This window comes from Campylobacter sp. CFSAN093249 (genome assembly GCF_011067895.1).
Lineage (GTDB): Bacteria > Campylobacterota > Campylobacteria > Campylobacterales > Campylobacteraceae > Campylobacter_D > Campylobacter_D jejuni.
The window spans coordinates 245,636-269,207 of the sequence record NZ_JAAMWM010000004.1 but is presented as its reverse complement, the minus strand read 5'-3'; the positions used below and the strand labels follow the sequence as shown (position 1 = coordinate 269,207).

19 protein-coding genes, 5 tRNA genes and 1 pseudogene are annotated in these 23,572 nt (G+C 32.4%); 23 read left to right on the top strand and 2 right to left on the bottom strand.

The genetic code is table 11. The features are described from left to right. The first annotated feature begins 26 nt into the window (after positions 1 to 26). Positions 27 to 1,115 (top strand): transcription termination factor NusA, encoded by a 1,089-nt coding sequence (gene nusA, locus FBF10_RS03690; protein ID WP_002859895.1) that lies wholly within the window; start codon positions 27 to 29, stop codon positions 1,113 to 1,115. Positions 1,116 to 1,130: 15 nt separating this feature from the next. Here the strand turns inward: nusA and FBF10_RS03685 are convergent, their stop codons facing one another. Continuing rightward, a complete protein-coding gene (locus FBF10_RS03685) occupies positions 1,131 to 2,318 on the bottom strand; it encodes an MFS transporter (protein ID WP_002869525.1) in 1,188 nt (395 codons plus the stop codon). Between the two features lie 73 nt (positions 2,319 to 2,391). Between FBF10_RS03685 and FBF10_RS03680 the strand changes: the two genes are divergently transcribed. Genes FBF10_RS03680 through recG form a run of 3 tightly spaced genes read left to right on the top strand, consistent with a single transcriptional unit; the run spans position 2,392 to position 6,471 of the window. Next, positions 2,392 to 3,438: a dehypoxanthine futalosine cyclase gene (locus FBF10_RS03680; protein ID WP_002869526.1), complete on the top strand. Its 1,047-nt coding sequence runs from the start codon at positions 2,392 to 2,394 to the stop codon at positions 3,436 to 3,438. After that, complete coding sequence (locus tag FBF10_RS03675) at positions 3,438 to 4,658, top strand: pitrilysin family protein (RefSeq protein ID WP_002869527.1); 1,221 nt, start codon at positions 3,438 to 3,440, stop codon at positions 4,656 to 4,658. Before FBF10_RS03680 ends, FBF10_RS03675 begins: the two co-directional genes overlap by 1 nt. Beyond that, positions 4,648 to 6,471, top strand: a complete 1,824-nt coding sequence (recG, locus tag FBF10_RS03670) for an ATP-dependent DNA helicase RecG (RefSeq protein ID WP_057033265.1) — start codon at positions 4,648 to 4,650, stop codon at positions 6,469 to 6,471. Before FBF10_RS03675 ends, recG begins: the two co-directional genes overlap by 11 nt. On the opposite strand, the gene ctb is transcribed toward recG, so the two are convergent. Further along, positions 6,468 to 6,851 (bottom strand): truncated hemoglobin Ctb, encoded by a 384-nt coding sequence (ctb, locus tag FBF10_RS03665; protein WP_002872879.1) that lies wholly within the window; start codon positions 6,849 to 6,851, stop codon positions 6,468 to 6,470. The genes recG and ctb overlap by 4 nt on opposite strands. 95 nt (positions 6,852 to 6,946) lie before the next feature. Here ctb and nssR point away from each other — a divergent pair, with 95 nt between their 5' ends. The 19 genes and pseudogenes from nssR (at position 6,947) to rpoC (ending at position 23,567) form a co-directional block, all read left to right on the top strand. Continuing rightward, positions 6,947 to 7,543, top strand: coding sequence for a nitrosative stress-sensitive transcriptional regulator NssR (gene nssR, locus FBF10_RS03660; RefSeq protein ID WP_002884844.1), 597 nt, complete (start codon positions 6,947 to 6,949; stop codon positions 7,541 to 7,543). Between the two features lie 14 nt (positions 7,544 to 7,557). After that, a complete protein-coding gene (locus FBF10_RS03655) occupies positions 7,558 to 8,259 on the top strand; it encodes an amino acid ABC transporter permease (RefSeq protein ID WP_002859900.1) in 702 nt (233 codons plus the stop codon). Further along, positions 8,252 to 8,908: an amino acid ABC transporter permease gene (locus tag FBF10_RS03650; RefSeq protein ID WP_002857607.1), complete on the top strand. Its 657-nt coding sequence runs from the start codon at positions 8,252 to 8,254 to the stop codon at positions 8,906 to 8,908. The genes FBF10_RS03655 and FBF10_RS03650 overlap by 8 nt, the downstream gene beginning before the upstream one ends. A 1-nt stretch (position 8,909) precedes the next feature. Beyond that, positions 8,910 to 9,670 (top strand): annotated as a pseudogene (locus tag FBF10_RS03645) (amino acid ABC transporter ATP-binding protein). Positions 9,671 to 9,761: 91 nt separating this feature from the next. After that, positions 9,762 to 9,837: transfer RNA gene (locus FBF10_RS03640), tRNA-Thr, on the top strand. Between the two features lie 50 nt (positions 9,838 to 9,887). Next, positions 9,888 to 9,973: transfer RNA gene (locus FBF10_RS03635), tRNA-Tyr, on the top strand. Positions 9,974 to 9,979: 6 nt separating this feature from the next. After that, positions 9,980 to 10,056 (top strand) — tRNA-Gly (locus tag FBF10_RS03630). Positions 10,057 to 10,157: 101 nt separating this feature from the next. Beyond that, positions 10,158 to 10,232 (top strand) — tRNA-Thr (locus FBF10_RS03625). A 68-nt stretch (positions 10,233 to 10,300) separates the two neighbouring features. Further along, positions 10,301 to 11,500, top strand: a complete 1,200-nt coding sequence (tuf, locus tag FBF10_RS03620; RefSeq protein WP_002855271.1) for an elongation factor Tu — start codon at positions 10,301 to 10,303, stop codon at positions 11,498 to 11,500. A 52-nt stretch (positions 11,501 to 11,552) separates the two neighbouring features. Beyond that, entirely contained in the window at positions 11,553 to 11,711 is a 159-nt protein-coding gene (gene rpmG, locus FBF10_RS03615; protein ID WP_002793551.1) for a 50S ribosomal protein L33, read from the top strand. Between the two features lie 12 nt (positions 11,712 to 11,723). Beyond that, positions 11,724 to 11,799, top strand: a tRNA-Trp gene (locus FBF10_RS03610). Positions 11,800 to 11,817: 18 nt separating this feature from the next. Next, positions 11,818 to 11,997, top strand: coding sequence for a preprotein translocase subunit SecE (gene secE, locus FBF10_RS03605; RefSeq protein ID WP_165433893.1), 180 nt, complete (start codon positions 11,818 to 11,820; stop codon positions 11,995 to 11,997). Positions 11,998 to 12,006: 9 nt separating this feature from the next. After that, positions 12,007 to 12,540: a transcription termination/antitermination protein NusG gene (gene nusG / locus FBF10_RS03600; RefSeq protein ID WP_002851098.1), complete on the top strand. Its 534-nt coding sequence runs from the start codon at positions 12,007 to 12,009 to the stop codon at positions 12,538 to 12,540. A gap of 25 nt (positions 12,541 to 12,565) precedes the next feature. Continuing rightward, entirely contained in the window at positions 12,566 to 12,991 is a 426-nt protein-coding gene (rplK, locus tag FBF10_RS03595) for a 50S ribosomal protein L11 (protein WP_002779452.1), read from the top strand. Between the two features lie 54 nt (positions 12,992 to 13,045). Next, positions 13,046 to 13,747, top strand: coding sequence for a 50S ribosomal protein L1 (rplA, locus tag FBF10_RS03590; protein WP_002854928.1), 702 nt, complete (start codon positions 13,046 to 13,048; stop codon positions 13,745 to 13,747). Positions 13,748 to 13,898: 151 nt separating this feature from the next. Continuing rightward, entirely contained in the window at positions 13,899 to 14,378 is a 480-nt protein-coding gene (gene rplJ, locus FBF10_RS03585; RefSeq protein WP_002857585.1) for a 50S ribosomal protein L10, read from the top strand. Between the two features lie 20 nt (positions 14,379 to 14,398). Then, complete coding sequence (gene rplL / locus FBF10_RS03580; RefSeq protein ID WP_002859903.1) at positions 14,399 to 14,776, top strand: 50S ribosomal protein L7/L12; 378 nt, start codon at positions 14,399 to 14,401, stop codon at positions 14,774 to 14,776. 108 nt (positions 14,777 to 14,884) lie between these two features. Then, on the top strand, positions 14,885 to 19,021 hold the full coding sequence (rpoB, locus tag FBF10_RS03575) for a DNA-directed RNA polymerase subunit beta (RefSeq protein WP_002859904.1): 4,137 nt from the start codon (positions 14,885 to 14,887) through the stop codon (positions 19,019 to 19,021). Beyond that, entirely contained in the window at positions 19,014 to 23,567 is a 4,554-nt protein-coding gene (rpoC, locus tag FBF10_RS03570) for a DNA-directed RNA polymerase subunit beta' (protein WP_002888155.1), read from the top strand. Before rpoB ends, rpoC begins: the two co-directional genes overlap by 8 nt. The last annotated feature ends 5 nt before the right edge of the window (positions 23,568 to 23,572 follow it).

Below are 23,572 nucleotides of genomic sequence, written 5' to 3'. Positions count from 1 at the left end.
TTCCCACAAAAAAGGTTTTATAAAATATGGAAAAGATAGCAGATATTATCGAATCTATTGCTAATGAAAAAAATTTAAACTTAGAGAATGTAAGAGAAAAGGTAGCTACCGCTTTAATCAATACTGCAAAAAGAATTTATGGACAAGAATATGAGTTTTTTGTGGATCCTAAAAATTTAAATCTTTATCAAAAAATTACCATAGTAGCAGATAATGACGAGAGATTGCAAAATAAAAGTGAGAGTTTTATCGCGTTAAGTAAGGCAAAATCAGAAGCTCCAGATGTTGAAATAGGAGATGAATTAACCTATGAATGTTCTTTGGAAAATTTAGGAAGAACTGCGGTAAATACCTTGCATAAAGAACTTGAATATCATATACAAAAATTATTAGAACAAACTATTTTTGAAAAATATAAAAACAAAGTAGGGCAAATGGTTTTTGGTACAGTTGTTAGAGTGGATAATGAAGAAAATACTTTTATTGAAATAGATGAATTAAGAGCTTTTTTACCGAGAAAAAATCGCATTAAAGGGGAAAAATTTAAAATAGGTGATGTGGTAAAAGCTGTGATACGCCGTGTTTATACAGATAAAGGTATTAAAATCGAACTTAGTCGTACAAGTCCTAAATTTTTAGAATGTTTACTTGAAGCTGAGGTTCCAGAAATCAAAGATGGTTATGTCAATATTATAGGATGTGCTAGAATTCCAGGTGAAAGAGCAAAAATCATTCTTCAGGCCAATGGAGCAAATATCGATCCTGTAGGTGCTACAGTAGGTGTTAAAGGTGTAAGAATTAATGCAGTAAGCAAAGAGCTTCATAATGAAAATATTGATTGTATAGAATTTACAAATGAGAGTGAAATTTTAATTTCTCGTGCCTTGGCTCCCGCTATTGTAAATTCTGTAAAAATTGAAGATAAAAAAGCTATTGTAAGTTTAAATAGCGAACAAAAAAGCAAAGCCATAGGAAAAAATGGTATTAATATTCGCCTTGCTTCTATGTTAAGTGGTTATGAAATAGAGCTCAATGAATTAAGCTCATCGCAGCTAAATAATGCCATCAGCAATGAAGAAGCAATGAAAAATCTTCAAGATTTGTTTAAAATTTAAAATATTTGTGAATTTTCACAAATATTTTTTATAAAACCACTTCCAATAAAATGCCGCAAAGATAAAAATCATACCCAATAAGCCTGTAATTAGTTCTAAACTCAAGCCTATTTCAAATAAAAAGCCCATAAGCATTGAAATAATAGCGCTAAAACTAAGATAAATCATATCTGTATAAGCGATCACTCTACCATGATATGCTTTGTCAGCATTTTTTTGTATCATAGTGTAGGTGTAAGCCCAAAGTGCTGAGGTAAAAAAACCTGCACCGATTAAACCTAAAAAAGAAATATAAAAATTAAATTGAGTTAAAGCCCAAAGTATAATACCAAAACCTTGGCCAAGATACATGTAAAATAAATTTTTATTATTAATAAATTTACTTAAAACCATAGGTCCTATAGCTAAAGAACAAGCACGTACCGCATTTAAAAACCCTATTACTAAAGCAGCAGATAAAACTTCTTTATATTGATGTTGCGCTAAAAGCGTAACCAAGGTTTCATAAGCAGTTAAACCTATAAAAGCGTGAAGCAAGATAAGATGAAAAATTATCTTATTGTTTAAAACATAGAAAAATCCTTCTTTTATCATGGTAAAAAAGCGACTTTGTGTTTTTTGATGAAAATCAGGAATGCTTAATCTTGCTAAAAAAGAAATGCCTATGAGTATAAGTATACAGTCAAATAGAAAAGCGGTTTTAACTCCTAGAAAATAAATAAAAATTCCCGCACTTGCCATACCTGCTGTATAAGAAATCGCCCAAATGACACTGTGCATTTCATTAGCGAGTTTAAGTTCTTGAGGAGTTAAAATTTTGGCCAATAAACTCATTTCAGCTTGAAAATAAATCGAAGCAACACAAAGTCTTATGAAAATTAAAATAAATAAAAGCCAAAGCATACTAAGACTTGTGACAAAAATAAGACAAAAAATAGAAATTAATTCTATGCTAATCATGCTGAGTAAAAGTTTTTTAGGTTTATTTTTCTCTACTATGACGCCATTAATAGGAGCAAGTAAAACTCCAGGTAAAAAAGCAAGCATAGCACTTGTAGCTGTTGCCCAAGTAGGAGCATTAAGCTCAACCAAAAGGGTAAAAACTCCTGTTTGAGAAAACCATGCTCCAAAATATACTATAAACTGAACCGAAGCTAATATTCTGATATTTTTATTATTTTTTAATAGTTCAATGTAATTCATAAGCGAAACTATAGCATAATTTATATTTTAAATGCTATAATTATTTTAATTATGTAAAAAACAAGGAAAAATTTTGAAAAGACTGGATAAAAAAGAAGCTTTAGATTTATTACACCATGCAAGTTTAACAGAACTTGGAGAAATGGCTTATAAAAGAAAATTAGAACTTCATCCTGAAAAAATCACCACTTTTGTTGTAGATAGAAATATTAATTATACCAATGTTTGTTGTATTGATTGTTCTTTTTGCGCTTTTTATCGCCATCATAAAGAAGATGATGCTTATATTTTAAGCTTTGAAGAGATAGGCAAAAAGATAGAAGAGCTTGAAGCTATCGGGGGTACGCAAATTCTTTTTCAAGGCGGGGTGCACCCAAAATTAAAAATAGAATGGTATGAAGAATTAGTTTCTTGGATAAAAGAACATTATCCAAATATCACTGTACATGGTTTTTCAGCGGTTGAGATCGCTTATATCGCAAAGGCATCTAAAATTTCAATTACTGAAGTACTTCAAAGACTACAAGCTAAAGGTTTATTTTCTATACCAGGAGCAGGTGCTGAGGTGCTAAGCGATAGGGTGCGTGATATTATCGCACCAAATAAATGTGATACAGCTACTTGGTTAGAAGTACATCGCCAAGCTCATAAAATCGGTATGAAAAGTACAGCTACTATGATGTTTGGAACGGTTGAAAATGATAAAGAAATCATCGATCATTTTGAGTATTTGAGAAAATTGCAAGATGAAACAGGGGGATTTAGAGCTTTTATTTTATGGAGCTTTCAAAGTGATAATACTGCTTTAATCCAAAAACATCCAGAGATTATGAAACAAAGTTCTAACAAGTATTTAAGACTTTTAGCTTTAGCAAGACTTTATTTAGATAATTTTAAAAATTTGCAAAGTTCTTGGGTAACTCAAGGCTCGCTTATAGGTCAACTTGCTTTAAAATTTGGGGCCAATGATTTAGGCTCAACCATGATGGAAGAAAATGTAGTAAGTGCCGCAGGAGCAAGTTATAGAATGAATCAAGATGAGATGATAAGGCTGATTAGAAGTTTAGGCGAAAATCCAGCTAAACGCAATACCGCTTATGAAATTTTAGAAAGGTTTTAATGCAGTATTTAGAGAGTAGGGGTATTAAAATCCCTTTTATTTTTGAAAAAAATTCTGATTTTCCTATTGTTGTTTTAAAGCTTGTTTTTAGAAATTGTGCTAGAAGTTATGATGAAATAGCAGGCTTAGCTAAGATGTTTTCACGTATTTTAAATGAAGGCGTGGATGATAAATTTTTTAAGGATTTAGAATTTAGAGCGATAAATTTAGAGGCAAGTAGTGGTTTTGAAAGTTTGGAAATCAATCTTTCTTGCTTGAAAGAAAATTTTGATTTTGCTTTAAAGAGTTTAGAAAAATTGCTTTTAAAACCAAGAATAGAAGAAAAAATTTTGCAAAAATTAAAAATCAATGCCTTAGGTGAACTTGCGAGTAAAAATAGTGATTTTGATTATTTAGCAAAAAATTTACTCAATGCTCAAATTTTTAAATGTAAAGAATTTCAAAGTCCAAACGATGGAGATGAAAAAAGTATAGAAACTTTGTCTTTAAAAGATTTACAAAATTTTTATAAAAATTTTATTCATCTTAGTGATTTGGTTGTGATTTTAGGAGGAGATTTAGAAGAAAAACAAGCCAAGGAAGATCTTTTAAAACTCTTATCAAAACTTCAAATAGGCAAAAAAAATACTCCAAAAAAATATGAGTTAAGCAAAAACATCAAAGATGAAATTTTGCTACGCCCAGAAAGTGAACAAGCTTATATTTATTTTGCTACACCTTTTTTTGCTGATTTTAAAGATAAGGATTTATATCTTGCAAAAATTGCATTATTTGTTCTAGGGCAAGGAGGATTTGGTTCAAGGATTATGGAAGAAATTCGTGTTAAAAGAGGTCTTGCATACTCAGCTTATGCTATGCTTGATATGAATATGTCTTTTTCTAGAGTTTTTGGATATTTACAAACTAAAAATGAAAGCGCTAAAGAAGCTAAAAAAATCGTAAAAGAGCTTTTTGAAGATTTTATAAAAAATGGCATGACTCAAAATGAACTTGATCAAGCTAAAAATTTTCTCATAGGATCAACTCCTTTGCGTTATGAAAGCTTAAGCAAGCGTTTATCTATGTCTTTTAACGAATTTTATCAAGGTTTAAATTTGGGATATTATAAAGAAGAGTTAAAACTTATGGAAAAGGTTAAACTTGAAACCATGAATGCTTATATTAAAAAACATCAAGAGCTTTTAAATATAAGTTTTGCAAGCATACAAAATGAAAATTAAAGAAAGTGATTTTGAATTTTTTAAAAAATTAAAAATTAGAAGTGCTATTGATTTAGCGCTTCTTTTACCTAAAAAAATTGAAAATTTAAATCCAAGTAAAAATCCTAAAGAAAATGAAATTTGCACCCAAAAAATCACTATAAAAAGCGTTAGTTCAAGAAAAAATCAACTTTTTGGTTTAGGTTTTTGTGAGGAATGGCAAGAAAATATTTCTTTTGTGTTTTTTCATCCTAGAGCTTGGCATTTTGGTATTTGTAAGGTAGGAAAAGAGCTTATTTTTAATGCTAAACTCTCGCATTTTAATCACACTTGGCAATTTAACAATCCTAAAATTTTAACTTCTTTTGAGGGTTTTAGTCCAAAGTATCAAATTTTAGGTTTAAAAGATACAAAAATTGCTGCTTTTATACATAAATATCTTAATTATGAAAATTTAAAAGAAAGTGGCATAGAGGATAAATATATACATTTTCTTTTAAATTTGCATGCTTATGATGAAAAAAGTTTTTTTATGTTTGAAAATTTGCAAAATTTTAGCAAAGATTTAAAATATATAGAAATATATAATTTTTTAAAGCGTTTAAAAGCTAAAAAAACGCATTTTAAAGCTCATCAAATCAATGTTTTTAATATAGCCAATTGGCTTAAAGATTTGCCTTTTTCTCTTACTAAAGATCAGCTTAATGCCTTAAAAGACATAGAAAAAGATTTACACTCAAAAGAAGCCAAAAGGCGTGTGATTATGGGTGATGTAGGGTGTGGTAAAACCTTGGTTTTACTTGGTGCGGCTTTGATGGTTTATCCTAAGCAAGCTATTTTAATGGCACCTACTAGTATTTTAGCGTATCAGCTTTATGAAGAGGCTAAGAAATTTTTACCTGATTTTATGAATATTTTGTTTATTAAAGGGGGTAAAAAAGAAAAAGATTTAGAACAAAATATCCAAAAAGCAAATCTTGTTATAGGCACTCATGCTTTAATTCATTTAGAAAGCCATAATGCCGTACTTGTAATGATAGATGAACAACATCGTTTTGGCTCGGCTCAGCGTGAGAAAATTCATTCTTTAAGTAAACAAGAATTTGCCCCTCATTTTATACAGTTTTCGGCTACGCCTATTCCAAGAACTTTAAGCATGATACAATCTGAACTTTTAAATTTTAGTTTCATTAAACAAATGCCTTTTAAAAAAGATATCACAACTTATTGTATACAAAATGAAGGCTTTTCTAAGCTTAGCGAGAAGATCAAAGAAGAAATCGCTAAAAATCATCAAATTATCATTATTTATCCCTTAGTGAGTGCTAGTGATAATATTCCTTATCTTTCTTTAGAGCAGGCTAAAGAATATTGGCAGAGTCACTATGAAAAAGTTTTTGTAACTCATGGGAAAGATAAACAAAAAGATGAAATTTTAGAGCGTTTTAGAGATGAGGGAAATATTTTACTAAGCACTACAGTAGTGGAAGTGGGCATTTCTTTGCCAAGATTGAGTATGATAGTGATTGTAGGAGCGGAACGTTTAGGACTTGCTACCTTGCATCAACTTCGTGGTCGTGTAGGTCGTGTAGGGCTTAAAAGCACTTGTTATCTTTATACTAAACTTAAAGAAATTCCAAGTCGTTTAAAAGAATTTGCTAGCACTTTAGATGGGTTTAAAATAGCAGAGCTTGATCTTAAAAACCGTTTGAGTGGAGATTTGCTCGATGGTTTTATGCAACATGGAAATGAGTTTAAATTTTTTGATTTTTCTAAGGATGAGGAGATTTTAGAAAAGGTAAAAAAAGATTTGGCAAAAAAAATGCCAAATTAATGTCCACCATACTTATAAAGCATATTTTGAAAATGTGAAGCTATCATTTGTGCACGCTGTAAAATAACTGTTTTCATTTCTTCATTATAAACTATATTTAAACTTTCTTCAAAAAGTCCTAGCCAAACTTCAAAAAATTCTTGAGGAAAAGGAGGTAGATCTAGATGCTTTTTTAAGGGTTGCCCATTATAATCACCTTCGCCTAAAAGCATGCCTGTCCAAAAATTTCCTATTTTTGCTTTATGTTCTTTCCACTCTTCATCACTTGTTCCAATAGCATTGTTAAAAATAGGACCTAAATCCTTATCTTTTCTAACTTTTTCATAAAATATTTCCATGAGTTTTGCTATGCTTTCTTGATTAATTGTTTCAAATTTCATATAAGCCTTTCTTGAATGTTAATTTTATGGCGTTAATATAGCAAAAATAAGATAAATTAAATTTAACATAAGTTAAGAATGGAAAATATTATATAATGAAAGATTATTTAGAACTTTTATCTAGTGTAGGAAAATTAAAAAAATTTCAAAAAAATAGTATTTTATTTTATGAAGGCGAAGAGGCTAAAAAATTTTTTATTTTACTCAAGGGAAAAATACGCATTTATAAAAGTACATCAAGTGATAAAGAAATTACTTTGCATTATTTTAATCCTCCAAATTTTATAGCAGAAATGCCTGCTTTTAAAAAATTAAATTATCCTGCTAATGCCATCTTTGAAGAAGATGGAGAAATTTTGGAAATTGATTTTATTAATTTTCAAAATTTATGCAGTGAAAATAAAGAATTCAATTTTTTACTTATCAGCTCACTTTTTGATAAAATCAAAATTTTAGAAAAGAAATTATCTCAAAATGCATTAGATTTAAGAACGAGATTGTTAAAGTATCTTTTGGAAAATGAAAAAAAATTAGATACAATTTCGCAAAAACAAATCGCAATTGATTTAAATGTTAGAGCGCAATCTTTATCTCGAATGTTAAAAGAGCTTAAAATTTCAGAACTTATTGATACAAAAAAAGGTAAAATTGAAATTTTAAATAAAGATATGATTATAAAAGAACTTTGGTAAAATTAAGGTAGAGAATGGATTTTGATTTTATATTAGCTCAAGCTCCCGCTTTTTTAACAGCTGCTTGGCTTACGATAAAACTAAGCTTTTTTGGAATTATTTTTTCTTTAATAATAGGCTTGTTTTGCATTTTAATGAGTTATTTTAAAATAAAAATTTTAGAAAATATTTGCAAGCTTTATATAGAGTTTTCAAGAAATACGCCTTTATTAATTCAACTTTTTTTCTTATATTATGCTTTGCCTAAATTTAATATACATTTAGAGCAAATTCCACCGCTCAATTTAATTTGTTTAAGCGTAGAAGAAACTTTAAGACCTTCTTTTGCTTGTGCTATAGTAGGACTTAGTTTTTTAGGGGGTTCTTATATGGCTGAGAGTTTAAGGGCGGGATTTGAAGCCATAAGAAAACAGCAGTTTGAAGCAGGACTTTCTTTGGGTTTTTCAAAATTTGGAAATTTGCGTTATGTGATTTTGCCGCAAGCTTTGGCTATTTCTATGCCAAGTATTAGTGCTAATATTATATTTTTAATCAAAGAAACTTCAGTTGTTAGCATTATTGCCTTGCCAGATTTGGTGAATTTAATGAAGAGTTTAAATTCCTTAACCTATAAGACAGATGAGCTATTGTTTTTGTTGTTTATGGGATATTTGTGCATTATTTTGCCTTTGTCTTTTATTTTGCTAAAGTTTGAAAAAAGGTTGCTTTATGCTTGAACTTTTAAATACCGATACGCTTTTAAGACTCTGGCAAGGGCTTTTTGTCACTCTTGAAATTTCATTTATCAGCACTATTATTACTTCGATAGGCGGGTTGTTTTTGGGAATTTTAATGAGTTTTAAAAATACCTATATCTATGCTTTTTGTCGTTTAGGTTTAGAATTTGTGCGTGTTATGCCACTTTTAGTATGGTTTTTTGTGGTGTATTTTGGTTTTCCTAGATGGTTTGGGTGGGATTTGAGTTCTGTAAGTGTAGCTATTATTGTTTTTAGCATTTGGGGTTGTTTTGAGATGATGGATTTGGTGCGTGTTTCCTTACAGAGTATTCCAAAACATCAGTATGAAAGTGCATCATCTTTAGGTTTAAATACGGTGCAAAGTTTTGCTTATGTTATTATTCCACAAGCTATGCGTCGTTTAACTCCTATGAGCATGAATTTACTTACTCGCATGATCAAAAGTACAACCTTTGCTTATTTAATCGGCGCGGTAGAGCTTGTAAAAGTAGGGCAACAAATTATAGAATTTCATAATAGAAATGATTTTGCACCTTTTATTATTTATGGTTTGATTTTTTTTATCTTTTTTATACTTTGTTATCCTATCACTTTATATTCAAGAAAATTAGAGAAAAAATGGAGCTAAAATGAGTATACTAAAAATAGAAAATTTACAAAAGTATTATGGTTCGCATCATGCTTTAAAAGATATTAATTTAGAAGTTAAGGATAAGGAAGTTGTGGTGATTTTGGGTCCTAGTGGGTGCGGAAAATCTACGCTTTTGCGTTGTATTAATGGGCTTGAAGAGATTGCAAGTGGTAATATTTATATTGATAATGAAAAAATAGATAAAGATTTCAAAGAATGGCCAAGAATGCGTCAAAAAGTTGGTATGGTTTTTCAATCTTATGAGCTTTTTGAGCATTTAAGTGTTGAAGAAAATATACTTTTAGGGCCTATGAAAGTGCAAAAAAGAAAGAAAGATGAGGTTTTGCAAGAGGCTAAAATTTGGCTTGAAAAGGTGGGGCTTTTGCATAAAATTCATGCTTATCCAAGAGAACTTAGCGGAGGACAAAAACAAAGAATTGCTATAGTAAGAAGTTTATGCATGAATCCTGAGTTAATGCTTTTTGATGAGGTTACAGCAGCGCTGGATCCTGAGATTGTCAGAGAAGTTTTAGAAGTGATGTTAAATCTTGCAAAAGAGGGTATGACTATGCTTATTGTTACTCATGAAATGGGTTTTGCTAAAGCTGTAGCAGATAAAATTATTTTTATGGATGAAGGAAAAATCATCGAAGAAAATGATCCTAAAAGTTTTTTTAAAAATCCAAAAAGCGAAAGAGCAAAGAAATTTTTAAATTTATTTGATTACCATAAATAGATAAAAATAATATTGGTTTATGATAATAAAATTTACAAGACTAAAATTTTATAGAAAAACTAAAAAAGTCTTGACAAAATTTTTTTTTTGAGTTATAATCTTACTTTTATTTTTGCTGGTTTAGCTCAGTTGGTAGAGCAGCTGCCTTGTAAGCAGCAGGTCGGGGGTTCAAGTCCCTTAACCAGCTCCATTTATTTTTAGCAGTGTTTGACCAGAATATTGAAAAAGCAATATTTTTATGGTGAGTTACTCAAGTGGCCAACGAGGGCAGACTGTAAATCTGCTGGCTTTCGCCTTCCGTGGTTCGAATCCACGACTCACCACCATGCTTTGCGGGAGTAGCTCAGTTGGCTAGAGCATCAGCCTTCCAAGCTGAGGGTCGCGGGTTCGAGTCCCGTTTCCCGCTCCAATAATTTAAAAGAACTGGGAGCTGTATTTTAAAACCTTTAACTTACAGTATATATCCCAAAGAGTTTTTGTTGTCTGTTATTGTGTATAATTTTTCTGAGCGCTCGTATGGCTCAGAGGTAGAGCACTCCCTTGGTAAGGGAGAGGTCGCGGGTTCAATTCCCGCTATGAGCTCCATGAATTGAAAAAATTATATAGATATAAGACTTGCTTTGCTCAATTTATTTTTTATACGGAGGAAAAAAATGGCTAAAGAAAAATTTTCACGTAATAAGCCACACGTAAATATTGGTACTATTGGTCATGTTGACCATGGTAAAACTACTTTAACAGCTGCTATTTCTGCTGTTCTTTCTAGAAGAGGTTTAGCAGAGCTTAAAGATTATGATAATATCGATAATGCTCCAGAAGAAAAAGAGCGTGGTATTACTATTGCTACTTCTCATATTGAATATGAAACAGACAATCGTCACTATGCACACGTTGACTGCCCAGGTCACGCAGATTATGTTAAAAACATGATTACAGGTGCTGCACAAATGGATGGAGCGATCTTGGTTGTTTCTGCTGCAGATGGCCCTATGCCACAAACTAGAGAGCACATTCTTCTTTCTCGTCAAGTAGGCGTTCCATATATTGTTGTTTTTATGAATAAAGCAGATATGGTTGATGATGCTGAACTTTTAGAGTTAGTTGAAATGGAAATTAGAGAATTATTAAGCTCTTATGATTTCCCAGGCGATGATACACCTATTATTTCTGGTTCTGCTTTAAAAGCTCTTGAAGAAGCTAAAGCTGGACAAGATGGTGAATGGTCAGCAAAAATTATGGATCTTATGGCTGCAGTTGATAGCTATATTCCAACTCCAACTCGTGATACTGAAAAAGACTTCTTGATGCCAATTGAAGACGTTTTCTCAATTTCAGGTCGTGGTACTGTTGTTACAGGTAGAATTGAAAAAGGTGTTGTAAAAGTAGGTGATACTATCGAAATCGTTGGTATTAAAGATACTCAAACAACAACTGTAACAGGTGTTGAAATGTTCAGAAAAGAAATGGATCAAGGCGAAGCAGGAGATAATGTAGGTGTTCTTCTTCGTGGTACTAAAAAAGAAGAAGTTATCCGTGGTATGGTTCTTGCTAAACCAAAATCAATTACTCCACACACTGACTTCGAAGCTGAAGTTTATATCTTAAATAAAGATGAAGGTGGTAGACATACTCCATTCTTTAACAACTATAGACCACAGTTTTATGTAAGAACAACTGATGTTACAGGTTCGATTAAATTAGCTGATGGTGTTGAAATGGTTATGCCAGGTGAAAATGTGAGAATTACTGTAAGCTTGATCGCTCCAGTAGCACTTGAAGAAGGAACTCGTTTTGCTATTCGTGAAGGTGGTAAAACTGTTGGTTCAGGTGTTGTTTCTAAAATTATTAAATAATTTAATAAAGCCAAGTTAAAAGCTTGGCTTTAATTTTTTAAGGAAAATTGAAATGAGAATTAAAGTTGGTTTAAAGTGTGAAGAATGTGGTGATATTAATTATAGCACCTATAAAAATAGTAAAAATACTACTGAAAAATTAGAATTAAAAAAATATTGCCCAAGATTAAAAAAACATACACTTCACAAAGAAGTTAAGCTAAAAAGTTAAGCTTGCGCCCTTAGGGCAATAGCTCCAACGGTAGAGCGCCGGATTCCAAATCCGATGGTTGGGGGTTCGAATCCCTCTTGCCCTGCCATAATTAAGGTTTAAATAAATGGAAAAATTAATAACTTATTTTAAATTATCAAAAGCCGAATTAAGGAAAGTAATTTTTCCTTTAAAAGAACAGGTAAGAAATGCCTATATTACAGTTTTTATGGTTGTTGCGGTGATTTCTTTGTTTTTGGCGTTAGTGGATTGGCTTATGTCCTCTATTGTTTCTGCGATCGTATAAGGAGAGTAAATGAGTACTCATAAATGGTATGCAATTCAAACTTATGCTGGCAGTGAAATGGCAGTTAAAAGAGCCATTGAAAATTTAGTAAAAGATAACGGAATTGAAGAACAACTTAAAGAAATTGTTGTTCCAACTGAAGATGTTATTGAATTTAAGAATGGAAAGGAGAAGATTAGCGAAAGAAGTTTGTATTCAGGATATGTTTTTGCACTTCTTGATTTAAATACAGAGCTTTGGCATCGCATTCAATCTCTTCCAAAGGTTGGTCGTTTTATTGGAGAATCCAAAAAGCCAACCCCTTTAACAGAAAAAGATATTAATTTGATTTTGGAAAAAGTTCACAATCGTGCAGCGCCTAAACCAAAGATTTCTTTTGAAGAAGGGGAAAATGTGAGAATCACAGAAGGGCCATTTGCAAACTTTACTGCAATTGTAGAAGAGTATGATATGGTTCGTGGTTTATTAAAATTAAATGTTTCTATTTTTGGACGTTCAACTCCAGTGGAGATCTTATATTCTCAAGTTGAGAAAATAATTTAATTTATATCAAATAAGGAGATTTGTTATGGCTAAAAAAGTCGTAGGCGAAATTAAATTGCAAATTGCTGCCACAAAAGCAAACCCATCACCACCTGTTGGTCCTGCTTTGGGTCAGCAAGGTGTTAATATTATGGAGTTTTGTAAGGCTTTTAATGAAAGAACAAAAGATATGGCAGGTTTTAATATCCCTGTTGTTATCACTGTTTATGCAGATAAAAGTTTTACTTTTATTACAAAACAACCGCCAGCTACGGATTTGATCAAAAAAGCAGCTGGAATTTCTAAAGGTACGGATAATCCACTTAAAAATAAGGTGGGTAAGTTAACTCGTGCTCAAGTTTTAGAAATAGTAGATAAGAAAATTGCAGATTTAAATACTAAAGATAGAGATCAAGCTGCTAAAATTATTGCAGGTTCAGCTCGTTCTATGGGTGTTGAAATCGTAGATTAATCCTTTCACCGCCAAGGTAAAAGGCGGTAGCACTTTAAAATGCGGAGAAAATAAATGGCTAAGATAGCAAAAAGATTAAAAGAATTATCACAAAAAATTGATTCAAATAAAGAGTATGCTTTAAGCGATGCAATTGATACAATAAAGACTTTAAAGTCTGCTAAATTTGATGAGACTGTAGAAATTGCTTTAAAACTTAATGTTGATCCAAGACATGCAGATCAAATGGTAAGAGGATCTGTTGTTTTACCTGCTGGAACGGGTAAAAAAGTTCGTGTTGCTGTAATTGCAAAAGACGCAAAAGCTGATGAAGCAAAAAATGCTGGTGCAGATATTGTGGGTAGCGATGATTTAGTAGAAGAAATTCAAAAAGGTAATATGAATTTTGATGTTTTGATTGCTACTCCAAATTTAATGGGACTTGTTGGTAAAGTTGGTAGAATTTTAGGGCCAAAAGGTTTAATGCCAAATCCTAAAACTGGAACAGTGACTATGGATGTTGCTCAAGCAGTTAATAATGCAAAAAGTGGTCAGGTAAATTTCCGTGTTGATAAGCAAGGAAATATCCATGCAGGTCTTGGTAAAGTAAGTTTTTCCAAAGAACAATTATGGGATAATGTTAGCACTTTTGTAAAGGCAATTAACAAACATAAACCTGCTGCAGCTAAAGGTAGATATATTAAAAATGCGGCTTTATCTTTGACAATGAGCCCTTCTGTAAAGCTTGAAACACAAGAATTGCTTGATATGAAATAAGAGTTGCTTTTTTGCAACTCTTTTGTTTTAAAATAAACATTTGAAAAAATTTTTGATTTTTTGAGATGTTTATTTTAGATTGAAGATAGTCGAGGCGTAAGCTTAATTGGATTTCCACTCTACTTGAAATCTCAATCGGAAAGGAGAAAATGTGACTAGAAGCGAAAAAGTTGAGATTATTGCTAAACTTGAAGAAGGTTTTAAAGCTAGTGAAGCTATTGTAGTTTGTAATTACAGAGGTCTTAGCACAAAAAAACTAGAAGAGCTTAGAAATAATGCAAGAGAAAACAATGTAAAAGTTCAAATTGTTAAAAATACTTTGGCTAACATTGCTCTTAACAATTCCGGTAAAACAGGTCTAGTTCTTAAAGATACAAATATTTATCTTTGGGGTGAAGATCAGCTAGGTGTTTCAAAAGTAGCTGCTAAATTTGAAGAAAATAACGATAAATTTGAAATCAAAACAGCTCATATTGAAGGCGAAGTTGCAGATGTTGCTAAGGTTAAAGCTCTTGCTAAAATGCCTTCACGCAATGAGTTGCTTGCTATGCTTTTGCAAGTTTGGAATGCGCCAATTACCAATTTCACAATAGGTTTAAATGCGCTTAAAAATAAAAAAGAATCTGAATAAATTAAATAAAAGGATAAAAAATGGCAATCTCTAAAGAAGATGTATTAGAATATATTTCAAATTTAAGTGTTCTTGAGTTATCAGAACTTGTAAAAGAGTTTGAAGAAAAATTTGGTGTGTCTGCTGCTCCTGTAATGATAGCTGGTGGTGCTGCAGCTGGTGGTGCTGCAGCTGCTGCTGAAGAAAAAACTGAATTTGATATCGTTTTAACTGATGGCGGTGCTAAAAAGATTGAAGTTATTAAAATCGTTCGTGCTCTTACAGGCCTTGGTCTTAAAGAAGCAAAAGATGCAGTTGAGCAAACTCCTTCAACTCTAAAAGAGGGTGTGGCTAAAGCTGAAGCTGAGGAAGCTAAAAAACAACTTGAAGAAGCTGGTGCTAAAGTAGAACTTAAGTAATTTTAAGCTTTAAAGTTAGAAGAAGATTTGCCAAGGCAAGTCTTCTTTTTTTATTTTTACCTAATTTTTAGGTCTTCTTTTTTAAATTTACAAAATTTACCATGAGGTATGTGCGATATGTTAGATAATAAATTAGGAAATCGTTTAAGAGTAGACTTCTCAAACATTTCAAAACAAATAGAAATCCCAAATCTTCTACAATTACAAAAAAAGAGTTTTGATTATTTTTTAAATCTTGATAATGGTGAAAGTGGTATAGAAAAAGTTTTTAAATCAATTTTTCCTATTCATGATCCGCAAAATAGATTGAGTCTTGAATATGTTAGTAGTGAAATAGGCAAGCCAAAATATACCATTCGCGAATGCATGGAAAGAGGTTTGACTTATTCTGTAAATTTAAAAATGAAAATCCGTCTTACTCTGCATGAAAAAGATGAAAAAACAGGGGAAAAAGTTGGCGTAAAAGATATTAAAGAACAAGAAATTTATATCCGCGAAATTCCTTTAATGACAGATCGTGTATCTTTTATCATTAATGGGGTTGAGAGGGTGGTTGTAAATCAATTACATAGAAGTCCTGGTGTTATTTTTAAAGAAGAAGAAAGTTCAACGGTTGCAAATAAGCTTGTTTATACAGCACAAATTATTCCTGATCGTGGTTCGTGGCTTTATTTTGAATACGATGCCAAAGATGTTTTGTATGTAAGAATCAATAAGCGTAGAAAAGTTCCTGTAACTATGCTTTTTAGAGCTTTAGGGTATAAAAAACAAGATATTATTAAGTTGTTTTATCCTATTCAGACTATACATGTGAAAAAAGATAAATTTTTAACAGAATTTAATCCAAATGATTTTATGGATAGAATAGAATATGATATTAAAGATGAAAAAGGAAAAATCGTTCATCAAGCTGGAAAAAGACTTACAAAGAAAAAAGCAGAACAGCTTATTAAAGACGGTTTAAAATGGATAGAATATCCTGTAGAAATTTTACTTAATCGTTATTTAGCAAATCCTATTATTGATAAAGAAAGTGGAGAGGTTTTATTTGATTCTTTAACTTTGTTAGATGAGAGTAAGCTTGCTAAGATTAAAGAGCAAAAAAGTTTTGATATAGCAAATGACTTGGCTAATGGCGTTGATGCAGCGATTATTAACTCCTTTGCTCAAGATGGAGAAACTCTAAAACTTCTTAAACAAAGTGAAAATATCGATGATGAAAATGATTTAGCTGCGATTAGAATTTACAAAGTTATGCGCCCAGGTGAACCTGTGGTAAAAGATGCAGCGAAGGCTTTTGTAAATGATTTATTCTTCAATCCTGAAAGATACGATCTTACTAAGGTAGGTCGTATGAAAATGAACCATAAGTTAGGTCTTGAAGTGCCTGAGTATGTTACTGTTTTGACTAATGAAGATATTATTAAAACTGCAAAATATTTAATTAAAGTAAAAAATGGTAAAGGACATATTGATGATAGAGATCATTTAGGAAATCGTCGTATCCGTTCTATAGGTGAACTTTTAGCCAATGAACTTCATTTAGGTCTTGCAAAAATGCAAAAGGCGATCAGAGATAAATTTACTTCTTTAAATGCGGATCTTGATAAAGTAATGCCTTATGATTTAATCAATCCTAAAATGATTACTACAACTATCATTGAATTTTTTACAGGAGGTCAGCTTTCGCAATTTATGGATCAAACCAACCCTTTAAGCGAGGTTACTCATAAGCGTCGTTTGTCAGCGCTTGGTGAAGGTGGACTTGTAAAAGAAAGAGCAGGTTTTGAAGTGCGTGATGTTCACGCGACACATTATGGTAGAATTTGTCCAGTTGAAACACCTGAAGGTCAAAATATTGGTTTGATTAACACTCTTTCTACTTATGCAAAAGTAAATGAACTTGGCTTTGTTGAAGCGCCATATAGAAAAGTTGTAAATGGTAAAGTGACTAATGAAGTTGTTTATCTTACAGCGACACAAGAAGAAGGCTTGTTTATCGCACCAGCTTCAACTAAGGTTGATGCTAAAGGCAATATAGTAGAAGAATTTGTTGAGGCTAGGCAAGATGGTGAAACTATACTTGCAAGACGCGAAGAAGTGCAATTAATCGATCTTTGCTCAGGTATGGTTGTTGGAGTTGCAGCTTCTTTGATTCCGTTTTTAGAGCACGATGATGCAAACAGAGCGCTAATGGGTTCAAACATGCAACGTCAAGCTGTGCCACTTCTTACTGCTTCAGCTCCGATAGTAGGAACAGGTATGGAACAAATTATTGCGCGTGATGCTTGGGAAGCTGTTAAAGCAAAGCGTGGCGGTGTGGTTGAGAAAGTGGATAATAAAAGCATTTTCATTTTAGGTGAAGATGATAAAGGTCCATTTATTGACCATTACACTATGGAGAAAAATTTAAGAACCAATCAAAATACAAATTATATTCAACACCCTATTGTTAAAAAAGGTGATATCGTAAAAGCAGGACAAATTATCGCAGATGGTCCTTCTATGGATCAAGGCGAACTTGCTATAGGTAAAAATGCTTTAATCGCTTTTATGCCTTGGAATGGTTATAACTATGAGGATGCTATAGTTGTAAGTGAGAGAATTATTCGTGAAGATACTTTTACAAGCGTGCACATTTATGAAAAAGAAATTGAAGCAAGAGAACTAAAAGACGGTATAGAAGAAATTACCAAAGATATTCCAAATGTAAAAGAAGAAGATGTTGCACATCTTGATGAGAGCGGTATTGCAAAAATTGGTACCCATATTAAACCAGGTATGATTTTGGTGGGTAAGGTTTCTCCAAAAGGTGAGGTTAAACCAACTCCTGAAGAAAGACTTTTAAGAGCGATTTTTGGAGAAAAAGCAGGACATGTTGTGAATAAATCCCTTTATGCAACCGCTTCTTTAGAGGGTGTTGTTGTGGATGTTAAAATTTTCACTAAAAAAGGCTATGAAAAAGATGATCGCGCAATAAAATCTTATGATAAAGAAAAAATGGCTTTAGAAAAAGAGCATCATGATAGACTTTTGATGATGGATAGAGAAGAAATGCTTCGTGTTTGTGCTCTTCTTTCCAAAGCCCCTTTAAATAGCGATCAAAAAATTGGAGATAAAAATTATAAAAAAGGACAAACTGCAGATATTAGCGAACTTGAAAAAATCAATCGTTTTACTTTAACAACTTTGATTAAAGCTTATTCTAAAGAGATTCAAAAAGAATACGATGATTTAAAAAATCATTTCCAAAATGAGAAGAAAAAATTAAAAGCAGAACACGATGAAAAGCTTGAAATTTTAGAAAAAGATGATATTTTACCAAGTGGGGTAATTAAGCTTGTTAAAGTTTATATTGCTACAAAAAGAAAGCTTAAAGTCGGTGATAAAATGGCAGGACGTCATGGAAATAAAGGTATAGTTTCAACTATAGTTCCTGAAGTAGATATGCCTTATTTGCCAAATGGTAAGAGTGTGGATATTGCGCTTAATCCACTTGGCGTTCCAAGTCGTATGAATATAGGTCAAATTTTAGAAAGTCATTTAGGTTTAGTTGGACTTAGACTTGGGGATCAAATTCAAGAAATTTTTGATAGAAAGCAAAAAGATTTTCTTAAAGAGTTAAGAGCGAAAATGCTTGAAATTTGTTCTATTCCAAGACTTGCAAACGAAAAAGAATTTATTAAAAGCTTAAGCGATGAAGAGCTTTTAAACTATGCTAGAGACTGGAGTAAAGGAGTTAAATTTTCTACTCCTGTTTTTGAAGGTGTAAATATAGAAGAATTTAGCAAGCTTTTTAAAATGGCTAAGATAGATATGGATGGCAAAACAGAACTTTACGATGGACGAACAGGGGAAAAAATTGCAGAGCGTGTTCATGTAGGATGTATGTATATGCTAAAACTCCATCACTTGGTTGATGAAAAAGTTCATGCAAGAAGTACAGGACCTTATAGCTTGGTTACCCAACAACCTGTGGGTGGTAAAGCACTCTTTGGGGGACAAAGATTTGGAGAAATGGAAGTTTGGGCACTTGAAGCTTATGGAGCAGCTCACACTTTAAGAGAAATGTTAACCATAAAATCAGATGATGTAGAAGGTAGATTTAGTGCCTATAAAGCATTGACAAAAGGTGAAAATGTTCCAGCAACAGGAATTCCTGAAACATTTTTTGTATTAACCAATGAGCTTAAATCTCTTGCTTTAGATGTTGAGATTTTTGATAAGGATGAAGATAATGAGTAAATTTAAAGTAATAGAAATTAAAGAAGATGCAAGACCTAGAGATTTTGAAGCATTTCAACTAAGACTTGCAAGTCCTGAAAAAATCAAATCATGGTCTTATGGAGAAGTAAAAAAACCAGAAACTATTAATTATAGAACCTTAAAGCCTGAAAGAGATGGGCTTTTTTGTGCAAAGATTTTTGGACCTATAAGAGATTATGAGTGTCTTTGTGGTAAATACAAAAAAATGCGTTTTAAAGGCGTTAAGTGTGAAAAATGTGGTGTTGAAGTAGCAAATTCAAAAGTGCGTCGTTCTAGAATGGGGCATATCGAGCTTGTAACTCCTGTGGCTCATATTTGGTATGTTAATTCTCTTCCAAGTCGTATAGGAACGCTTTTGGGTGTTAAGATGAAAGATCTTGAGCGCGTGCTTTATTATGAAGCTTATATTGTTGAAAACCCAGGTGATGCTTTCTATGATAATGAAAGTACTAAAAAAGTGGAATATTGCGATGTTTTGAACGAAGAGCAATATCAAAATTTAATGCAACGCTATGAAAATAGCGGCTTTAAAGCAAGAATGGGTGGAGAAGTTGTTCGTGATTTACTTGCAAATTTAGATCTTGTAGCGCTTTTAAATCAGCTTAAAGAAGAAATGGGGGCTACAAATTCAGAGGCTAAGAAAAAAACTATCATTAAACGCTTAAAAGTTGTAGAAAATTTCTTAAATTCAAATTTAAACGCCAATACCGATAGCGACGAAGCTGTACCAAATCGTCCTGAATGGATGATGATTACAAATCTTCCAGTTTTACCGCCAGATTTGCGTCCTTTAGTGGCTTTAGATGGTGGGAAATTTGCAGTTTCTGATGTGAATGACTTATATCGTCGTGTTATCAATAGAAATACACGTCTTAAAAAACTTATGGAACTTGATGCACCTGAAATCATTATTAGAAATGAAAAAAGAATGCTTCAAGAGGCTGTTGATGCGCTTTTTGACAACGGTCGTCGTGCTAATGCTGTAAAAGGAGCAAATAAACGCCCATTGAAATCTTTAAGTGAAATCATCAAAGGGAAACAAGGACGTTTTAGACAAAATCTACTAGGTAAAAGGGTGGATTTCTCAGGTCGTAGCGTTATTGTTGTAGGTCCAAAACTTAGAATGGATCAATGCGGTTTACCTAAAAAAATGGCTTTAGAGCTTTTTAAGCCACATCTTTTAGCTAAGCTTGAAGAAAAAGGTTATGCAACCACAGTAAAACAAGCTAAAAAAATGATAGAAAATAAAACCAATGAAGTTTGGGAATGTTTAGAAGAGGTAGTAAAGGGACATCCTGTTATGCTAAACCGTGCACCTACTTTGCATAAGCTTTCTATCCAAGCTTTTCATCCTGTTTTAGTGGAAGGTAAGGCTATACAACTTCATCCTTTGGTTTGTGCAGCATTTAACGCAGACTTTGATGGGGATCAAATGGCAGTGCATGTACCGCTTTCTCAAGAGGCTATTGCAGAATGTAAAGTGCTTATGCTTTCATCAATGAATATTCTTTTACCAGCAAGCGGTAAGTCTGTAACCGTTCCATCGCAAGATATGGTTTTAGGAATTTATTATCTTTCGTTGGAAAAAGCAGGTGCTAAAGGTTCGCATAAAATTTGTACAGGCATTGATGAAGTGATGATGGCACTTGAAAGCAAGTGCTTGGATATTCATGCAAGCATACAAACTATGGTAGATGGTAGAAAGATTACCACTACAGCAGGAAGATTGATTGTTAAATCCATCTTGCCTGATTTTGTGCCTGAAAATAGTTGGAATAAAGTCTTAAAGAAAAAAGACATTGCTGCGCTTGTAGATTATGTTTATAAACAAGGTGGTTTAGAGATTACAGCAAGTTTCTTAGATAGACTTAAAAATTTAGGTTTTGAATATGCAACTAAAGCAGGTATTTCAATTTCGATTGCAGATATTATTGTTCCTAATGATAAACAAAAAGCTATCGATGAAGCAAAAAAACAAGTAAGAGAAATTCAAAATTCTTATAATCTCGGTTTGATTACTTCAGGGGAAAGATACAATAAAATCATTGATATTTGGAAAAGTACAAACAATGTTCTTTCAAAAGAAATGATGAAGCTTGTAGAAAAAGATAAAGAAGGTTTTAACTCTATTTATATGATGGCAGATTCTGGTGCTAGGGGTAGTGCAGCTCAAATTTCTCAGCTTGCTGCGATGAGAGGACTTATGACCAAACCTGATGGTTCTATTATCGAAACGCCTATTATTTCAAATTTCCGTGAAGGGCTAAATGTTCTTGAATACTTTATTTCAACTCACGGTGCTAGAAAAGGTCTTGCAGATACCGCTCTTAAAACAGCAAATGCGGGTTATTTGACAAGAAAACTCATCGATGTTGCACAAAATGTAAAAATTACCATTGAAGATTGTGGAACACATGAGGGTGTTGAAATCAATGAAATTACCGCAGATAGTTCTATTATAGAAACTTTAGAAGAAAGAATTTTAGGCAGGGTTTTAGCTGAGGATGTGATTGATCCTATTACAAATTCTGTGCTTTTTGCGGAAGGTACTTTAATGGATGAGGAAAAAGCAAAAATTCTTGGCGAAAGCGGTATAAAAAGTGTCAATATCCGCACTCCTATTACCTGCAAAGCTAAAAAAGGAATTTGTGCAAAATGTTATGGTATCAATCTTGGTGAAGGTAAATTAGTAAAACCAGGCGAAGCAGTGGGAATTATTTCCGCTCAATCTATCGGTGAACCAGGAACGCAGCTAACTCTAAGAACTTTCCATAGCGGGGGAACTGCAAGTACGGATTTACAAGATAGACAAGTAAGCGCACAAAAAGAAGGTTTTATAAGATTTTATAATCTTAAAACTTATAAAAACAAAGAAGGTAAAAATATCGTAGCAAATCGTAGAAATGCGGCGGTTTTACTTGTGGAGCCAAAAATCAAAACTCCATTTAAAGGTGTGATTAATATAGAAAATATTCATGAAGATGTGATTGTTTCTATTAAAGATAAAAAACAAGAAGTAAAATATATATTAAGAAAATACGATCTTGCTAAACCAAATGAATTAGCAGGTGTAAGTGGCAGTATAGATGGAAAACTTTATTTGCCATATCAAAGCGGCATGCAAGTAGAAGAAAATGAAAGTATCATAGAAGTGATTAAAGAGGGTTGGAATGTACCAAATCGTATTCCTTTTGCGAGTGAAATTTTAGTAGAAGATGGCGAGCCTGTAGTTCAAAATATCAAAGCAGGCGAAAAAGGAACACTCAAATTTTACATCCTTAAAGGCGATGGTTTAGATAGAGTAAAAAATGTTAAAAAAGGTGATATTGTTAAAGAAAAAGGATTCTTTGTAGTGATTGCTGATGAAAATGATAGAGAAGCAAAAAGACACTATATCCCAAGAGAATCTAAGATAGAATTTAACGATAGTGAAAAAATCGATGACGCAAATACTATCATTGCAAGTGCTCCTAAAAAAGAAAGAAAAGTGATTGCAGAATGGGATGCTTATAATAATACTATCATTGCAGAAATTGATGGTGTTGTAAGCTTTGAGGATATTGAAGCAGGTTATAGTGCTGATGAGCAAATTGATGAAGCTACAGGTAAGCGTTCTTTAGTAATTAATGAGTATTTACCTAGCGGAGTTAGACCAACTTTGGTAATTGCAGGAAAAGGTGATAAAGCTGTGCGTTATCACCTTGAACCAAAAACCGTTATTTTTGTTCATGATGGCGATAAAATTGCTCAAGCAGATATTTTAGCAAAAACTCCAAAAGCAGCAGCTAAATCAAAGGATATTACAGGAGGTCTTCCAAGAGTTTCTGAACTTTTTGAAGCAAGAAAACCAAAAAATGCGGCTGTGATTGCAGAAATTGATGGTGTTGTTCGTTTTGATAAGCCTTTGCGTTCTAAAGAAAGAATTATTATCCAAGCAGAAGATGGAACAAGTGCTGAGTATTTAATTGATAAATCAAAACATATTCAAGTAAGAGATGGAGAGTTTATTCATGCAGGTGAAAAACTTACAGATGGAGTTGTTTCGAGTCATGATGTGCTTAAAATTTTAGGTGAAAAAGCCTTGCATTATTATTTGATTTCTGAAATTCAGCAAGTTTATCGCGGACAAGGTGTTGTGATTTCTGATAAACATATAGAAGTTATCGTTTCTCAAATGCTAAGACAAGTAAAAGTTGTAGATAGTGGACATACGAAATTTATTGAAGGTGATTTGGTTTCAAGACGTAAATTCCGTGAAGAAAATGAAAGAATCATTAGAATGGGTGGAGAACCAGCTATTGCCGAACCTGTGCTTTTAGGTGTAACAAGAGCAGCGATTGGAAGTGATAGTGTGATTTCTGCGGCTTCATTCCAAGAAACTACCAAAGTTTTAACTGAAGCAAGTATAGCAGGTAAATTTGACTACTTAGAAGATTTAAAAGAAAATGTTATTCTAGGTAGAATGATTCCTGTTGGAACAGGGCTTTATGGCGAACAAAATTTAAAACTTAAAGAACAAGAATAAAACTC